Raw genomic sequence first — 16,365 nt, forward strand, 5'->3', positions numbered from 1 at the left:
GATGCTGGAGAGTTTTCTCAGTGGGCTAGGCGTGGTCTTCCAGCCCATGAACCTGTTGATCCTGACCTCGGCCGTGTTCATCGGCTTTATCGGTGGCGCGCTGCCGGGCATCAGCGGCGTGATCCTGGTGGTCATCCTGCTGCCGGTCACCTACGGCATGGAGCCCACCCAGGCGTTCATGCTGCTGACCGCCATCTACGGCTCCACCGTCTTCTCGGGGCTGATCACCGCCATCCTCTATCGCGCCCCGGGCACCCCGGAGGCGGTGATGACGGCCTTCGACGGCTACCCCATGACCCAGCAGGGCGAGGCCGGCAAGGCGCTGGGCATCGGCGTGCTGAGCTCGGCGGTGGGCGGCCTGGTCGGCACCATCGCGCTGATCATCTTCACCCCGATGCTGGCCTCGGTGGCGCTGAAGTTCTCCTCCCCCGAGTACTTCGCACTCGCCATCCTCGGCCTGACCGTGGTGGCCTCCCTCGGTGGCCGGCTGATCCTCGGCTTGATCGGCGCCACCCTGGGCCTGTTGATCGCCACCATCGGCATCGACCCGCTCACCGGCACCAGCCGCTATACCTTTGACAACCTCAACCTGGCCGAGGGGGTCGGGCTGATTCCGGTCATCGTCGGTCTGTTTGCGGTGTCCGAGGTGATGAAGCGCTCCCTGAGCCGTGACGCCGAACAGCCGCTGACCAAGGTCAAGATCAAGATCTTCGACGCCCCCATCCTGAAGAAGATCGGTGTGACCCTGTCGCGCTCATCGATACTTGGCGTCATCATCGGCATCCTGCCGGGCATCGGCGCCAGCACCGCCGCCATGGTCAGCTACAGCGAGACCGTGCGCTGGTCCAAGCACCCGGAGAAGTTCGGCAAGGGCGCACCGGAGGGTATCGCTGCACCGGAGGCCGCCAACAACGCCGCCGCCATGGGCGCCCTGGTGCCGCTGTTCGCGCTCGGTATTCCGGGAAGCGGTACCACCGCGATCATCCTCGGCGCCTTTATCATGCATGGCCTGCAGCCAGGGCCGATGTTCATGCTGACCTCGAGCGACCTGATCTACGCGGTGTTCGCTGGGCTGTTCGTGGTGAACTTCATGATCCTGGCGTTCTCCAAGCCGTTCATCAAACTGTTCACCCGACTGCTCAACGTGCCCTACTCGGCGCTGGGCCCGATCATCCTGATGTGCTGCATCGTTGGTACCTACTCGGTGCGCAACTCGATGTTCGACGTCTGGCTGATGCTTGGCTTCGGGGTGCTCGGCTTCCTCTTGGAGAAGATCAAGTTCCCGCTGGTCTCGATCATTCTTGGCCTGGTGCTCGGCCCCATCGCCGAGAGCGAACTGCGTCGCTCGCTGGCCATGTCACAGGGCGATCTCAGTATCTTCTTCTCGCGTCCGATCAGCGCAAGCCTGATCGCAATCGCCGTGCTGCTTCTGGGCACCACCATCGTCATTGCCCTGCGCAAGCGGGCGAGGAACCGGGCCGCTGCGATGGGCTGAGGTGATAAAGCCACACACCGGCTGACCACCAGCATCCTCCCCACGCAGAAACGACATCGCCCTCGTTGCCGATCAGGCAACGAGGGCGATTTTCTTTGCTGAACCACCCGTGGGCGCCAACAACGCCAGAAGGCTAGATTGATCTTGCGTACGCCTTAGCGTACGCTAGCAAAAAATGGAGGCGACTAATGACCATATTGAATGCAACAGAAGCCCGCTCGAAGCTGTACGCTCTAATTGATGAAACGACGGAAAGCCATCAACCCATTGTCATCACTGGAAAAAGGGGCAATGCAGTGTTACTGGCTGAAGAGGACTGGCGCGCCATCAACGAAACCCTCCACCTACTCTCCATACCTGGCATGCGTGAATCGATTCGTGAAGGAATGGAAACCGACCTCGCCGAGTGTGATCAGGAGCTCGATTGGTGAGCTGGAGGATCTACTACACCAGGCAAGCTCAAAAAGATGCGAAAAAGCTCGCCTCATCAGGCCTAAAGGCCAAGGCACAAGAGTTGCTGGCCATCCTTCGCATGGACCCGTATCAAACGCCACCCCCTTACGAAAAGCTTGTCGGAGATCTCTCAGGGGCCTACTCCAGAAGGATCAACATTCAACACAGGCTCGTCTATCAGGTCATACAGGAAGAAAAGACCATTAAAGTCTTAAGACTATGGACGCACTACGAGTAGAGCTAAATGACGACTCGTCACCCAGCATGCCTCTCTATCAATAGTCATGCCCCGCATCCACTGCGGCAGGCGCCTCCGGATGCAGGCGCTTGATATGGACCCGCCGGGCGAGGCGAATCAGCGGCCGTATCATCATCTCGATACTGCCAATCAGAAACAGCCAGGTCCCTATATAGGCAAGCGACTCGTAGAAAAACAGAATGCTGCCGATGATAAACCAGGTGCCGATCAAGAGGTCGTTGACGATACTGAGCACCTCGTAGCGCTGGCGAATGACCAGCTCTTCATGACCGATGTGCAAAGTCAGGGTGGGAGATTTCGACGGCTCCCGAGAGGTTGATTTATCACTCATACTGCATCTCCTTTCACCGTAATTCCCAAGCCATGCCTGGCTGCGTGAGGCGTCACCGCGTCGTCTAACGTCGATCCTGTCCAGCCGAGACGTCCAACGTCGGCAGCGACCGCCTGCCATCAATCATTTAGCCAAGGATGACGCCTGACAAGGCCATTTGCCAGCGGCGAGGCTTCCCAACAAGATGCCATGACAAGAGTGCGTGAGCTGGTTCTGCGGGCCCTTCTGGCGTGCTGCAGCCCAGGGACGAACTGGGCCGAAGCTATCGACACACGGAAAAGCAGCGTCGAGATAAGACTGATGCCGCCATTGGGCAAGCGCGAGAGCGAGGATGGAGCGAATCGAGCCACGTGTCGCCGCCAGTTGGCGAGAAACAGCGAGCAGGAGAAATTAGGTCAACGGAGAAAATAGCTAAGAAGGAATTCGCTACGAAGAGAGTAACAAGAAGGAGGGTTGCGCCGAGGGAACTAGCGATAAGCGCTATAAGTGCCAGATGCCGCACTGGCTCCCCGAACAGGACTCGAACCTGTGACCCAATGATTAACAGTCATTTGCTCTACCAACTGAGCTATCGGGGAACAACGATGTGCAGTACTTCAAGCTTGGCGACAATGTCAGCAATGCTGCAAGGCAAGATGGCTCCCCGAACAGGACTCGAACCTGTGACCCAATGATTAACAGTCATTTGCTCTACCAACTGAGCTATCGGGGAATTACCTTGAATTGTCGGTGCGTGACGCGGGATCAACCGTTGCGGTTGGCTCCCCGAGCAGGACTCGAACCTGCGACCCAATGATTAACAGTCATTTGCTCTACCAACTGAGCTATCGGGGAATCGCCTCAAGCACGGGGCGTAGTATACGGATCGCTCCGAGATCGTCAAGCCCGGTTGCGCTTTTGTTGACCCAAGGACTGGCTTAACCCGCTGATCCGCCTCGTAACCTCGGTTCGGGGAGGCTCTGGCTGCCGTCACGATGCACTGCACGTTCTGAAGCCCTATCCTGAAGCCCTATCCTGAAGCTCTATCCTGAAGCCCTGCCCTGCACGTTGACCCCTCGCCCACCGGGCAGGTGCGGGCGGGTCACAAACGCTGAAAGTCCGTGCCAGACGATGGCTGACGGGAGGCAAAAAACCCGCCACATACGAAAGCACCCGCTGACCGAGGTCAGCGGGTGCTTTCTTAATCCTGGTGGCTACGCCCTGACTCGAACAGGGGACCCCATCATTATGAGTGATGTGCTCTAACCAACTGAGCTACGTAGCCTTTTGGGTCGTCATGCGGCAAAAGCGCCGTGTCGACGGGGGAGAATTATGCACACCGTTCATGAACTTGGCAAGCCCGCCTGCGAAATTTTCGACGACGGGCCTGCCCTACTCTCTCCCCAGTCTGGAACGCTCTGGGCTTGCTAGACAGTCAGCTCAGGCTTGTTCAGCGCCCCAGCGCCCCAGCGCTGGCTTATTCGACACCCAGCTCTGGCTTATTCCACACCCAGCTTTGCCTTATTCAACACCCAGCTCTGCCTTGACCACCTCGAGGGCTGGCTCGCCATCGGCGGTCTCCACGCCTTCGAGCCAGGAGGCGAGCAGCTCCGGGTTGGCCTTGAGGTAGTCGCGGGCGGCCTCGTCCGGGGCGGTGCCGTCATCCATGATGGTGCCCATCAGCTGGTTTTCCATCTCCAGAGTGAAGCTCAGGTTGTTGAGCAGCGCACCGACGTTGGGGCATGCGTCGGTGTAGCCGGCACGGGTGTTGGTGTAAACGGTGGCGCCACCCAGGTCGGGGCCGAAGTAGTCGTCGGCGCCTTCCAGGTAAGCCATATCGAAGTTGGTGTTCATGGGATGCGGCTCCCAGCCGAGGAACACCATCCAGGTCTCGTCGGGGACGCGGGCACGCAGCTCCGCCAGCATGCCGGCCTCGCTTGAGTCGATCAGCGACCAGTCGCCGAGCCCAAAGGCGTCATCATCGATCATCTGCTGGATCAGCTCGTTGCCGTCATTGCCGGCCTCGATGCCGTGGAGTTCGCTATTGAACTTGTCGGCGTGCTCGTCGAGATCCGCCACCGAGGTGACACCGGCGTCGTAGACGTACTGCGGCACCGCCAGGGTGTACTTGGCCCCTTCCAGGTTGGCCCCCAGGCGGTCGACATCGCCCTGCTCGACGTAGGGGTCGCTGATGGACGCCATGGACGGCATCCAGTTGCCGAGAAAGACGTCGAAGTCGTCGTTCTTCATGCCCGAATAGGCGATCGGCACCGAGACGGTGTCGATACGCGTCTCGTAGCCCATGGCCTTCAGCACTTCGGTGGTCAGCGCGGTGGTGGCGGTGATGTCGGTCCAGCCGACTTCGGCGAAACGCACCGGCTGGCAGCTGTCATCGGCGGCCATCGCCTGGGGGGCGGCAAGGCCGGCGATGGCAGCCGCCAGCAAGGACAGAGCGGGAATCGTCGGGGTCGTCATGATGCACTCCTTGTTGAGGTTATCGGTTGCAGTATGGTGGCCTGATCACGACTGTGCCGTTGAATCGACCAGATTTTGATTGAACGTCCAATCAATAAAAGGCATACTCTCTACATCCTAACCTCGGGGGTGCCTCGAGGAGCAAGTCATTAGATTCAACTCTTGAGCACGATATCGCTCGAGACGCGCATCAACAGATTCACCTCTCGGGCACCTCAATGTTCGAGGGCGAACGGCACGGAGGTCTGTCATGCCCAAGGTAGGAATGGAGCCGATCCGCCGCCAGCAGCTGATCCAGGCGACCATGGCGGCGATCCACGAGGTGGGGCTTGCCGATGCCACCATCATGCGCATCGCCCGCCACGCCGGGGTCTCCGCCGGCATCATCAGCCACTACTTCGGTGGCAAGGATGGCCTCTTGGAGGCGACCATGCGCCAGATCCAGCATGACCTGGGCCAGGCCGTGGCGGCGCGGCGCAAGGCGCTGAGCGACACAAGCCCCCGTGCCCATCTGGAAGCGATCATCGACGGCAACTTCGACGCCTCCCAGACCAACGCCCGCGCTGCCGGCACCTGGCTCGCCTTCTGGGCCAACTCGATGCACAAGGCCGACCTGCAGCGGCTGCAGAAGATCAACGACCGGCGGCTGTACGCCAACCTGTGCTACCAGTTTCGCCGGCTGATGCCCCGACACGAAGCCCAGCGTGCCGCCAATGGCCTGGCCGCGATGATCGACGGTCTGTGGCTGCGCGGCACCCTGTCGCCGGAAGGCCTGGACGCGGTCCAGGCCCGCCAGCTTGCGCGGGAGTACCTGAATCGACTGCTCGACAGCCACGCGCCCGCTGCGGCTCGCAAACCCGAACCGGCCTGAGTCTCTTCCGGCCAAGGCCCCGTGCCTCGAGCCGGATCTCAGGCAGACCGAGTGGGCAGGCTCAACACCTGCGCCACTCACGCGCACATTCTTGCTCTTCACTTATCGCCCCGACATCGCTGTCAGCTTGCTGACACATGCCCTTTCGACAGGAGGATGCCATGGCAACTCTCGAACTCCAGAAGCTCTACATCGACGGCCGTCTGACCGACGCCACCTCCAACGAGACCTTCAGCGTCACCAACCCCTACGATGGCAGCCACCTGGCCGACGTGCAGGTGGCAAGCCAGGCCGACGTGGACGCCGCTGTCGCCGCGGCTCAGCGCGGCCAGAAGGTGTGGGGCGCGATGTCCGGCATGGAGCGCGGACGCGTCCTCAACCGCGCCGTGGCGCTGCTGCGCGAGCGTAACGACGAGATCGCCGAGCTCGAGACCCGCAACACCGGCAAGCCGTTCAGCGAGACGTCCACCGTCGATATCGTCACCGGCGCCGACGTGCTCGAATACTACGCCGGCCTCGCCGCCGCCATCGAGGGCAGCCAGATTCCGCTGCGTGAAGACAGCTTCGTCTACACCCGCCGCGAGCCGCTGGGCGTCATCGGTTCCATCGGCGCCTGGAACTACCCGATCCAGATCGCCTGCTGGAAGTCCGCCCCGGCGCTGGCCGCCGGCAACGCCGTGGTGTTCAAGCCCAGCGAGGTCACCCCGCTGACCACCATGATCCTGGCCGAGGTGTTCACCGAAGCAGGTCTGCCCGATGGCGTGTTCAACGTCGTCCACGGCGAGGCCGAGGTGGGCCAGGCGATCACCGGCCACCCGGACATCGCCAAGGTCTCCTTCACCGGCGAGGTGGGCACCGGCAAGAAGGTGATGTCGGCCTCCGCCGCCTCCAGCCTAAAGGACGTCACCATGGAGCTTGGCGGCAAGTCGCCGCTGATCGTCTGCCGTGACGCCGACCTGGTCCGTGCCGCCGACGCGGCGATGATGGCCAACTTCTACTCCAGCGGCCAGATCTGCACCAACGGCACCCGGGTGTTCGTCGACAACGCCGTCAAGGCCGACTTCGAGGCACTGCTCGAGGAGCGCGTGGCGCGCATCAAGGCCGGCGACCCGATGGATCCCTCGGTCAACTTCGGCCCGCTGGTCAGCTTTGAACACCAGGAGAAGGTGCTGTCCTACATCGAGCTGGGCAAGCAGCAAGGCGCCCGGGTACTGGCCGGCGGCGACGCCTGGGACCAGGGCGACTGGGCCAAGGGCGCCTGGGCGGCCCCCACGGTGTTCACCGACTGCACCGATGACATGCGCATCGTGCGTGAAGAGATCTTCGGCCCGGTGATGTCGGTGCTCGGCTTCGACTCCGACGAAGAAGTGCTCGAGCGCGCCAACGCCACCACCTATGGCCTGGCCGCCGGCGTCTTCACCGAGAGCCTCAACCGTGCGCATCGCCTGATCCATCGCCTGGAAGCCGGCATCTGCTGGATCAACACCTGGGGCGAGTCCCCGGCCGAAATGCCGGTGGGTGGCTACAAGCAGTCCGGCGTCGGCCGCGAGAACGGCATCGAGACCCTGGCCCACTACACCCAGACCAAGTCGGTCCAGGTCGAAATGGGCCCCTTCGAGTCGGTCTTCTAAGGCCGGCCCGTCGCGACAGCACTCGAACACCGCGTCACGCCTGACCCGGTCACCCCATTGCCTTCAGGGAGGCGTCACATGTCACAGCTCCGTGAATTCGACTACGTCATCATCGGCGCCGGCTCCGCCGGCAACGTCCTCGCCACTCGTCTGACCGAGGACCCGGACGTCCAGGTCCTGCTGCTGGAAGCCGGCGGCAAGGACCACCGCTTCGACTTCCGCACCCAGATGCCCGCAGCGCTGGCCTATCCGTTGCAGGGCAAGCGCTACAACTGGGCCTTAGAGACGGACCCCGAGCCGCACATGGACAATCGCCGCATGGAGTGCGGTCGCGGCAAGGGCCTTGGCGGCTCTTCGCTGATCAACGGCATGTGCTACATCCGTGGCAACGCCCTGGACTATGACGGCTGGGCCAAGCGCGACGGGCTCGAGGATTGGCACTACGCCAACTGCCTGCCCTACTTCAGGAAGGCCGAGACCCGCGATATCGGCCCCAATGACTACCATGGCGGCGACGGCCCGGTGTGCGTGGCCACCCCGAAGCCCGGCAACAACCCGCTCTACCACGCCTTTATCGAGGCGGGACAGCAGGCAGGCTACCCGGCCACCGAGGACGTCAACGGCTACCAGCAGGAAGGCTTCGGCCCCATGGACCGCTTCGTCACGCCCCAGGGACGCCGCGCCTCCACCGCGCGCGGCTATCTGGACGAGGCCAAGAAGCGCCCCAACCTGACCATCGAGACCCGAGCCACCACCGACGTCATCCTGTTCGAGGGCAAGCGTGCGGTGGGCGTGCGCTATCAGCGCAAGGGCCAGACCCAGGAAGTGCGCACCCGCCGTGAGGTGCTGCTGTGCGCCGGCGCCATCGCCTCGCCGCAGATCCTGCAGCGCTCGGGCATCGGCCCGGCGGACCTGCTGGCGGAGCTCGGCATCGAGGCGGTCCACGTCAACGACAACGTCGGAGCCCATCTGCAGGACCACCTGGAGATGTACATCCAGTACGAGTGCAAGAAGCCGATCTCGCTGTACCCGGCGCTGAAGTGGTACAACCAGCCGGCGATCGGCGCCGAGTGGCTGTTCAAGGGCAGCGGCGTGGGCGCCAGCAATCAGTTCGAGGCCGCCGGTTTCATCCGCACCAGCGAAGAGGAAGCCTGGCCGAACCTGCAGTATCACTTCCTGCCGATCGCCATCAGCTACAACGGCAAGAGCGCGGTGCAGGCCCACGGCTTCCAGGCCCACGTCGGCTCGATGCGCTCCCAGAGCGAAGGACGTGTACGGCTGACCTCGGTCGATCCCAAGGCCGCGCCCTCGATCCTGTTCAACTACATGTCCACCGAAAAGGACTGGGAAGAGTTCCGCGACGCCATTCGCCTGACCCGCGAGATCATCGCCCAGCCGGCCATGGACGAGTTCCGCGGCCGCGAGATATCCCCGGGGCCGGACGTGCAGAGCGACGATGAGCTCGACGCCTTCGTGCGCCGCCACGCCGAGACCGCCTATCACCCCTGTGGCACCTGCCGCATGGGCGACGGTGACGACTGCGTGGTCGACGGCGCCGGACGCGTGCACGGGGTAGAAAGCCTGCGGGTGGTCGACGCCTCGCTGTTCCCGGTGATTCCCACCGGCAACCTCAACGCGCCGACGATCATGCTGGCCGAGCGTATGGCCGACAAGATCCGTGGCCGCGAGCCGCTGCCGCCGAGCCAGGCGCCCTACTACGTGGCCAACGGCGCCCCGGCCCAGAAGCCGCCGCAGCGCCGGCTCGAGGAGGCCCATCCGACCCAGAGCGAGCGGCGCCTCTCTGCACGCGCTGGTGCTGGTGCTGGTGCAAGTTCTGATAGCACAGCGCAGCCTGGCTGATGCCGGAAAAGCTGCCGCTGGCGGCGACACGATTTAGACGACATCGACTTGGCCCCGTGACTTTCACGGGGCCTTTTTTGTGCAGCTAAGAGACCTCTAGTTCGACCATGGTGCAAGAGGCAAGGTTTTCGATGGCCGGTTGTCAGGCGATGGGCTAATCTGCAAGAATTCAAACAGGCGTTTTATTACAACCACACTTCCTCTCATCGCTCTCCAAGGAGAACCGCCCATGCTCAGCCTGCTCCTGCTCATCTTTGCGGTCGTTGGCCTGATCGCCATCGCCCGCCGCGAGGCCGGGGCCGCGCCTGCCGCCGCCCTGCCCGCCATTCTCGGGGTCGCGGGCCTGGTCCTCGACGCCGAATTCGTCGGCGTACTGCTGCTGATCATCGCCGCCGTCATCGCCGTCTGCGGCCTGCCGGCGCTGCGCCATGGCTGGCTGTCGCCACGTCTGTTCGCCATGTTCAAGAAGGTCGCCCCCCGCGTATCGGATACCGAGCGTACTGCGCTGGAGGCCGGCAGCGTGGCCTGGGACGGTGAGCTGTTCTCCGGCCGCCCTGACTGGCAGCGCCTGCTCGACTTCAAGGATGAAGGCCTCAGCGACGAGGAACGCGCCTTCATCGATCATCAGTGCACCGTGGCCGCCGGCATGTGCAATGCCTGGGACATCGCCCGCGAGCGCGCCGACCTGCCGCCGGAGCTGTGGGACTACCTGAAGAAGGAACGCTTCTTCGGCATGATCATTCCCAAGGAGTACGGCGGTCTCGGCTTCTCGGCCAAGGCCCAGTCGGCGGTGCTGCAGAAGCTCGCGGTCAACGAGACCCTGATGTCCACCGTGGGTGTCCCCAACTCGCTGGGTCCGGGTGAGCTGCTGCTCAAGTACGGCACCCAGGAGCAGAAGGAGCACTACCTGCCGCGCCTGGCCGACGGCCGCGAGATCCCCTGCTTCGGCCTGACCGGCCCCCGCGCCGGCTCCGACGCCACTTCGCTGCCGGACGTCGGCATCGTGTGCAAGCAGGAAATCGACGGCAAGGAAGTGCTGGGCCTGCGTCTGACCTTCAACAAGCGCTGGATCACCCTGGCGCCCATCGCCACCGTGGTCGGCCTGGCCTTCCGCATGTTCGACCCGGACCACCTGCTGGGCGACACCGAAGACCTCGGCATCACCTGCGCGCTGGTGCCGCGTGACACCGACGGCATGGAGATCGGCCGCCGCCACCACCCCATCGGCAGCCCCTTCATGAATGGTCCGATTCGCGGCAAGGACGTATTCGTGCCGCTGGACACCATCATCGGTGGCCCCGAGATGGCCGGCGAAGGCTGGCGCATGCTGATCGAGTGCCTGTCGGTCGGCCGCTGCATCACCCTGCCCTCAGGCGCTACCGGCACCGGCCGCTACGCCATCGGCTGGGCCGGCGGCTTCGCCCGCATCCGTCGCCAGTTCAATGTGCCGGTGGCCGAGATGGAGGGCATTCAGGAGCCGCTGGCACGTCTTACCGCCAAGGCCTACATCGCCCAGGCGGCGGTCTACCAGACCGCCAACACCATCGACCACGGCCAGGCGCCGGCGGTGCCATCGACCATCCTCAAGAGCCAGCTGACCGAGTTCCAGCGTGACATCCTGGCCGACGCCATGGACATCCACGGCGGCAAGGCGGTGACCCTGGGCCCGCGCAACTACCTGGGCATCGGCTACAGTGCCAACCCGGTGGCGATCACCGTGGAAGGCGCCAACATCATGACCCGCAACCTGATGGTGTTCGGTCAGGGCGCGATCCGCTGTCATCCCTATGTGCTGGAGGAACTGGCGGCCAAGGACGCCGATGACGCCAAGGCCTTCGACCGGGCGTTCTTCCGCCATGCCGGGCTGATCTTCGGCAACGCCGCCCGCGCCCTCACCATGGGCCTGGGCATCGGCAAGCCGTCCTGCCCCTTCGACGAGGTCGCCCGCCCCTACGCCCAGGACGTGGCCCGCCTGTCTGCCGGCTTCAGCCTGTGCGCCGACGCCGCCATGGCGAGCCTGGGCGCCGAGCTCAAGCAGCGCGAGATGCTCTCGGCGCGCCTGGGTGACGTGCTCTCCAACCTCTATCTGGTGAGCATGGTGATCAAGCAGTGGCACGAGGGTGACAAGGTCGAGGGCGAGGCGGAACTGATGCACTACGCCTGCCGCTTCCTGCTCAACCGCGCCGAGACCGCCTTCGTCGAGGTCTTCGACAACCTGCCCAACCGGGCGCTGGGCAAGACCCTGAAGGTGCTGGTGATGCCGCTGGGCCGCCGCTGGGCACGCCCCCACGACGACCTGGCCCGGTCCATCGCCCGTGCGGTGTCCACCGACAGCGCCCTGCGCAAGAAGCTCTTGGTCGGCGCCTGGGACAGCAACGACCAGGTCCAGGACAACCCGGTGGCGCGCTACAACGCCCTGCTGGAAACCCAGGACCGCGCCGAGGTGCTCTATCGCCAGATCAACAAGGCGTACTCCAAGGGCAAGCTGCCGGTGCAGGCGCTGCACCCGGAAGAACGCCTGGAAGCCGCGCTCGAGGAGGGTCTGATCAGCGAGGAGGATGCCGACTTCATGCGCAAGCGCGAGGCCGAGGTGCTCGACATGCTGAGCGTGGACGACTTCGCCTTTGACGCCTTCGTCACCGACAAGGAAAAGATGAACCACCACAACGTCACAGCGTAGCGCCGACGTTTCGCGTACCACCACGACGCCCGGGCCCAGCCCGGGCGTTTTCCTTGGCCGTTATTGCAGCGGCCAGACCAGCATGATCAGCGGGATGGCGACCACCATCACCACCAGGGTCAGCGGCAGGCCAAGGCGCCAGTAGTCGCTGAAGTGATAGCCCGCGGGGCCCATCACCAGGGTGTTGGACTGGTGACCGATGGGCGTCAGAAAGGCGCAGGAGGCGCTGATCGCCACCACCATCAGGAAGGGGTCAAGCGACAGCTCGAAACCGCTGGCGAGACTCGCCGCGATGGGCGCCATCAACAGCGCCGCCGCCGCATTGTTGATGACGTTGGACAGCAAGGTGCTGACCATGAAAAGCCCCGCCAGCACCAGGATGGGCGGCCACTGGCTGCCAAGCCCGAGCATGGCATCGGCGATCAGGCCGGCCCCGCCGCTGGACTCCAGCGACTGCCCCACCGGAATCATCGCCCCCAGCAACACCACCACCGGGCCGTCGATGGCACGGTAGCCTTCACGCAGCGGCAGCACCCCCACCAGCAGGGTGACCAGCGCGGCCAGCGACAAGGCCACCGCCGCCGGCAGCAGATCGAACAGCATGGCCGTGATGGCGACGGCAAAGATGCCCACCGACAGCGCAAGCTGGCGCGGCTGGCCGAGGGTCAGGCGCCGGTCTGCCAGCGGCAGGCAGCCAAGCACCGTCAGGCTCTCCCCCAGCCCTTCGGGATCGCCCTGCAGCAGCAGCACGTCGCCGGGCCGAAAGCGAATATCGCGCAGACGCTGCTTGAGGCGCCCACCGTCACGGGCCACTGCCACCAGGTGCAGGCCGTACTGATGGTGCAGGCGCAGCTCGGCGGCGGTGCGGCCACTGATGGCGGCGTCGTTGCGCACCACCGCCTCGATCAGGTGCAGGTCCTCGGGGGCCTTGTCGTCCTGGCGCTCGTCGCCGTCCTCGGTGCCCCGCGCCGCTTCTCGGGTCTCGTCCAGGGTGATGCGGCGCTCTCGCGCCTGCTCGTCCTCGTCGACCAGTTGGCGGGTACGCTGGGCCAGTGAAGCGGCCCCGGCCTCCCCATCTGCGTTCAACGGCTGGGCCGACGTCGACGTGGCCGATGCGTTGTCCGAGGATCGCACCGGGTCATCGCTGTTGGCCTGCTCGGTGTTGGTTGGCTCGGTGTCGGTCGGCTCGGCGTCGCTCTGCTCGGCATCAGGATCCGGCGCCTCCTCGGGTGCCAGACCGACCCGCAGTCCGGCACGATCCTCAAGCGCCTTGAGCTCCTCGGGACCGGCCTCCAGCAGCAGGATGTCGCCCTCCTTGAGCACCCCATAGAAAGAGTGACCGGCGTAGCGATGACCGCCCCGCACCAGCGCCAGCACGGGCACGTTGTCGTCGAGCTTGCGCCTGAGCTTGTGCAGCGACCAGCCCAGGGCCTGGGCATCGGCGTCGACCCGCACCTCCACCAGATAGTGGGCGGTATCGAACATGGCGTCGCGGCTGGCCTGGCCGGTGCGCCTTGGCACCAGGCGCCAGCCCAGCAGCACGATAAAGGCAACCCCGGCGACTGCCACGGCGCCGCCCACCGGGAAGAAGTCGAACATGCTGAAGCGCTCGCCGGCGACGCTGGCACGGTAGCTCGAGATGATGATGTTGGGCGGGGTGCCGATCAGGGTGGTGAGGCCACCCAGCAGCGAGCCGAAGGCCAGCGGCATCAGCAGGATCGACGGCGAGGTATCGTGTTCGCGCGACATCCGCAGGGCCACCGGCAGCAGCAACGCCAGCGCCCCCACGTTGTTCATGAAGCCCGACAGCACGGTGACAAGGCCGGTCAGCGCCAATAGCTGGTACAGGAGCCTGTCGCCGACCTTGAGCACCTGGGCGGCGATCACGTCCACCACCCCGGCCCGCTCGAAGCCACGGGACAGCACCAGCACCGCCACCACGGTGATCACCGCCGGATGGCCAAAACCGGAAAAGGCCTGGTCGGCTGGCACCAGCCCCAGCACCACCGAGGCCAGCAAGGAGGCCAGCGCCACCAGATCGAAACGAAACCGCCCCCAGACGAACGCCGCCAGCGTCAGCCCGAGCACGATAAATACCAGAAGACTGTCGTCCATGTCGGCCCCTCCCTGGGCGGCGCCCTGACGGGCGATTGCAGAGTGCTGGAGGTCGCGAAAGCGTCACCGAGAAAGCGCCAGGGTACCGCTGATTCAGCGTAGCCTAAAACACCTCGTCAACGCGCCCAGGAGGCTTCGTCAAAGGGAGGGTTCGACGAAGGGCAGCGGTTCATCGCCTCGGCGAACCTCGAACACGTTCAGCGTCATCGCCACAAGGGCGTAGTAGCCAAGCACCCCGACCAGTTCCACCACGGCCTCCTCGCCGAAGGCCTCCACTGCCCTGTCGTAGGTGGCCTGATCGACGCGCCGATGCTGATACAGCACGCTGGCCAGGCGATGGACGATGACTTCATCGCTGCGCTCGAAGGTCGGTTGGCGGCCTTCTCGCAAGGCCTCGACCACCGACTCGGACAGGCCGGCCTTGAGGGCGATGGGGGCGTGGATCTGCCACTCCGCCTGGGACTTCCACCAGGCCGCGGTGGTCAGGATGGCAAGCTCGGTGAGGCGCAGCGGAAGCGAGGTATGGTAGCGACAGAAGGCGCCCAGGCGCTGGGCATGGTCGGCAAGCTGCGGGCTGTGCACCCAGGCCAGGAAAGGACCATCGAGGTTGCCGCGGGGGCCGCTGAGGATATCGTCGAGCACCCGGCGCTGCTCCGCGCTCATGGTGGCGTCGTCAAGCTCGGGCAAGCGGGAACGAAGGGTCATGCTGTCATCCTGTACGTGGGAAAAAAGGTAGCAAGCCCGCCCCTTGGCGGGCCTGGTGTGTCAGTGGTGTTGCGCGGGCCGAAGCGCAAGGCACGGACTCAATGGCCCATCTGGCCAAGCGCTTGCTGCAAGGCGGCGTCGAGCTTGTCGACGATCTCGTCGAGATGATCTTCCTCGACGATATAGGGCGGCGCCAGCAGCACATGGTCTCCACGGCGTCCGTCCAGGGTACCGCCGGCGGGATAACACATCAGCCCCTGGTCCATGGCGGCGGCCTTGACCGCGGCGTTGAGGCGCTGGTCGGGGTCGAAGGGCTCCTGGCTGGCCCGGTCCGCCACCAGCTCGAGTCCCAGAAACAGACCGCGTCCGCGAATATCGCCGACGTGCGGGTGGTCGCCGAAGCGCTGCTCGAGGCGAGCACGCAGCGCCTCGCCCCTGGCCCGCACCTGCTCAAGCAGGCCGCGTTGCTCTACCGCGCGCTGCACCGCCAGCGCCGCGGCGCAGGCGGTGGCGTGGCCGATATAGGTGTGGCCATGCTGGAAGAAGCCGGTGCCCTCGGCGATGGTGTCGCGGATACGCGCACTGGCCAGGGTGGCGCCGATGGGCTGGTAGCCACCGCCCAGGCCCTTGGCCACGGTCAGAAGGTCGGGGCTGACGCCTTCCTGCTCGCAGGCAAACAGGCTACCGGTGCGCCCCATGCCGCACATCACCTCATCGAGAATCAGCAGGATACCGTGACGATCGCAGATCTCGCGCACCCGCCGAAAGTATCCGGGCACCGCCGGCACCGCGCCAAGGGTCGCCCCCACCACCGGCTCGGCGACGAAGGCCATGACCCGGCGTGGCCCCAGCCGCTCGATGGTGTCCTCGAGTTCCACCGCGAGTCGCTCGCCGTAGGCTTCGGCGCTTTCGTCCGCGCGCTGGCCGCGATAGGCGTAACAGGGGCTGACGTGGGTGGTGTCGGCCAACAGCGGTTCGAAGGGACGCCGACGCCAGGCGTTTCCGCCGGTGGCCAGCGCCCCAAGAGTATTGCCGTGGTAGCTCTGGCGCCGGGCGATGACCTGGGTGCGCTCTGGCTGGCCGATCTCGAGAAAGTACTGGCGCGCCATCTTCAGCGCCGCTTCCACCGCTTCGGAACCGCCGGAGACGAAGTAGACGCTGCCGATGCCCTGGGGCGCGCGATCGACCAGAAAGTCGGCCAGCGCCTCCATCGGCTCCGAGGTAAAGAAGCTTGAATGGGCGTAGGCCATGCGCTTGACCTGTTCGCTGATCGCGGCCTGCACCTCGGGATCGCTATGCCCCAGGCAGGACACCGCCGCGCCGCCACAGGCATCGAGGTAGCGCTTGCCTGCGGCATCGATCAGATAGGGCCCATCGCCTGCCACCGCGGTGGGATAGGACGCCTTGAGGTGGCGGTGAAAGACGCGGCTCATGGAACCTCCAGCAGGTAGATACGACATCGCAGAAATGCAAATTTTAAATGCATTATATTTTTACACAATGCATATTTG

At 64.7% G+C, this 16,365-nt stretch carries 11 protein-coding genes, 4 tRNA genes and 1 pseudogene; 7 read left to right on the forward strand and 9 right to left on the reverse strand.

The features are described from left to right. The first annotated feature begins 1 nt into the window (after window position 1). From NFH98_RS12965 to NFH98_RS12975, 3 genes are all read left to right on the forward strand, one after another. Entirely contained in the window at window positions 2-1,495 is a 1,494-nt protein-coding gene (locus NFH98_RS12965) for a tripartite tricarboxylate transporter permease (RefSeq protein ID WP_348826719.1), read from the forward strand. 188 nt (window positions 1,496-1,683) lie between these two features. After that, window positions 1,684-1,926, forward strand: coding sequence for a type II toxin-antitoxin system Phd/YefM family antitoxin (locus NFH98_RS12970; RefSeq protein WP_124803879.1), 243 nt, complete (start codon window positions 1,684-1,686; stop codon window positions 1,924-1,926). Beyond that, a complete protein-coding gene (locus NFH98_RS12975) occupies window positions 1,923-2,186 on the forward strand; it encodes a Txe/YoeB family addiction module toxin (protein WP_124803881.1) in 264 nt (87 codons plus the stop codon). The genes NFH98_RS12970 and NFH98_RS12975 overlap by 4 nt, the downstream gene beginning before the upstream one ends. Before the next feature lie 37 nt (window positions 2,187-2,223). Here the strand turns inward: NFH98_RS12975 and NFH98_RS12980 are convergent, their stop codons facing one another. From NFH98_RS12980 to NFH98_RS13005, 6 genes are all read right to left on the reverse strand, one after another. Next, window positions 2,224-2,538, reverse strand: coding sequence for a YrhK family protein (locus NFH98_RS12980; protein WP_124803883.1), 315 nt, complete (start codon window positions 2,536-2,538; stop codon window positions 2,224-2,226). Between the two features lie 502 nt (window positions 2,539-3,040). Beyond that, window positions 3,041-3,116 (reverse strand) — tRNA-Asn (locus tag NFH98_RS12985). A 58-nt stretch (window positions 3,117-3,174) separates the two neighbouring features. Continuing rightward, window positions 3,175-3,250 (reverse strand) — tRNA-Asn (locus tag NFH98_RS12990). 46 nt (window positions 3,251-3,296) lie between these two features. Next, window positions 3,297-3,372: transfer RNA gene (locus NFH98_RS12995), tRNA-Asn, on the reverse strand. Window positions 3,373-3,725: 353 nt separating this feature from the next. Beyond that, window positions 3,726-3,802: transfer RNA gene (locus NFH98_RS13000), tRNA-Met, on the reverse strand. A 236-nt stretch (window positions 3,803-4,038) separates the two neighbouring features. Beyond that, window positions 4,039-4,992: a choline ABC transporter substrate-binding protein gene (locus NFH98_RS13005; RefSeq protein WP_502878746.1), complete on the reverse strand. Its 954-nt coding sequence runs from the start codon at window positions 4,990-4,992 to the stop codon at window positions 4,039-4,041. Between the two features lie 250 nt (window positions 4,993-5,242). Between NFH98_RS13005 and betI the strand changes: the two genes are divergently transcribed. The 4 genes and pseudogenes from betI to NFH98_RS13025 all read left to right on the forward strand — a co-directional run bounded on the left by betI (window position 5,243) and on the right by NFH98_RS13025 (window position 12,034). Further along, on the forward strand, window positions 5,243-5,863 hold the full coding sequence (betI, locus tag NFH98_RS13010) for a transcriptional regulator BetI (protein WP_349622825.1): 621 nt from the start codon (window positions 5,243-5,245) through the stop codon (window positions 5,861-5,863). A 161-nt stretch (window positions 5,864-6,024) separates the two neighbouring features. After that, window positions 6,025-7,494, forward strand: coding sequence for a betaine-aldehyde dehydrogenase (gene betB, locus NFH98_RS13015; RefSeq protein ID WP_349622826.1), 1,470 nt, complete (start codon window positions 6,025-6,027; stop codon window positions 7,492-7,494). A 78-nt stretch (window positions 7,495-7,572) separates the two neighbouring features. Continuing rightward, a pseudogene (gene betA, locus NFH98_RS13020) lies at window positions 7,573-9,240 on the forward strand (choline dehydrogenase); the annotation flags it as partial. 343 nt (window positions 9,241-9,583) lie between these two features. After that, complete coding sequence (locus NFH98_RS13025) at window positions 9,584-12,034, forward strand: acyl-CoA dehydrogenase (protein WP_349622828.1); 2,451 nt, start codon at window positions 9,584-9,586, stop codon at window positions 12,032-12,034. A 60-nt stretch (window positions 12,035-12,094) separates the two neighbouring features. On the opposite strand, the gene NFH98_RS13030 is transcribed toward NFH98_RS13025, so the two are convergent. The 3 genes from NFH98_RS13030 to NFH98_RS13040 all read right to left on the reverse strand — a co-directional run bounded on the left by NFH98_RS13030 (window position 12,095) and on the right by NFH98_RS13040 (window position 16,287). Beyond that, entirely contained in the window at window positions 12,095-14,149 is a 2,055-nt protein-coding gene (locus tag NFH98_RS13030; RefSeq protein ID WP_349622829.1) for an SLC13 family permease, read from the reverse strand. Between the two features lie 138 nt (window positions 14,150-14,287). Further along, window positions 14,288-14,854, reverse strand: coding sequence for a carboxymuconolactone decarboxylase family protein (locus tag NFH98_RS13035; RefSeq protein WP_349591367.1), 567 nt, complete (start codon window positions 14,852-14,854; stop codon window positions 14,288-14,290). Window positions 14,855-14,952: 98 nt separating this feature from the next. Then, window positions 14,953-16,287 (reverse strand): aspartate aminotransferase family protein, encoded by a 1,335-nt coding sequence (locus NFH98_RS13040; RefSeq protein WP_349622830.1) that lies wholly within the window; start codon window positions 16,285-16,287, stop codon window positions 14,953-14,955. Window positions 16,288-16,365: the final 78 nt, after the last annotated feature.

This window comes from Halomonas sp. H33-56 (genome assembly GCF_040147035.1).
In the GTDB taxonomy this organism is placed as follows: domain Bacteria; phylum Pseudomonadota; class Gammaproteobacteria; order Pseudomonadales; family Halomonadaceae; genus Halomonas; species Halomonas litopenaei.

Bases quoted from the DNA above. Each gene is read 5' to 3' on its own strand.
- NFH98_RS12965 (WP_348826719.1), top strand. From the start codon at position 2: ATGCTGGAGAGTTTTCTCAGTGGGCTAGGCGTGGTCTTCCAGCCCATG.
- NFH98_RS12970 (WP_124803879.1), top strand. From the start codon at position 1,684: ATGACCATATTGAATGCAACAGAAGCCCGCTCGAAGCTGTACGCTCTA.
- NFH98_RS12980 (WP_124803883.1), bottom strand. From the start codon at position 2,538: ATGAGTGATAAATCAACCTCTCGGGAGCCGTCGAAATCTCCCACCCTG.
- NFH98_RS13005 (WP_502878746.1), bottom strand. From the start codon at position 4,992: ATGACGACCCCGACGATTCCCGCTCTGTCCTTGCTGGCGGCTGCCATC.
- betI (WP_349622825.1), top strand. From the start codon at position 5,243: ATGCCCAAGGTAGGAATGGAGCCGATCCGCCGCCAGCAGCTGATCCAG.
- betB (WP_349622826.1), top strand. From the start codon at position 6,025: ATGGCAACTCTCGAACTCCAGAAGCTCTACATCGACGGCCGTCTGACC.
- NFH98_RS13025 (WP_349622828.1), top strand. From the start codon at position 9,584: ATGCTCAGCCTGCTCCTGCTCATCTTTGCGGTCGTTGGCCTGATCGCC.
- NFH98_RS13030 (WP_349622829.1), bottom strand. From the start codon at position 14,149: ATGGACGACAGTCTTCTGGTATTTATCGTGCTCGGGCTGACGCTGGCG.
- NFH98_RS13035 (WP_349591367.1), bottom strand. From the start codon at position 14,854: ATGACCCTTCGTTCCCGCTTGCCCGAGCTTGACGACGCCACCATGAGC.
- NFH98_RS13040 (WP_349622830.1), bottom strand. From the start codon at position 16,287: ATGAGCCGCGTCTTTCACCGCCACCTCAAGGCGTCCTATCCCACCGCG.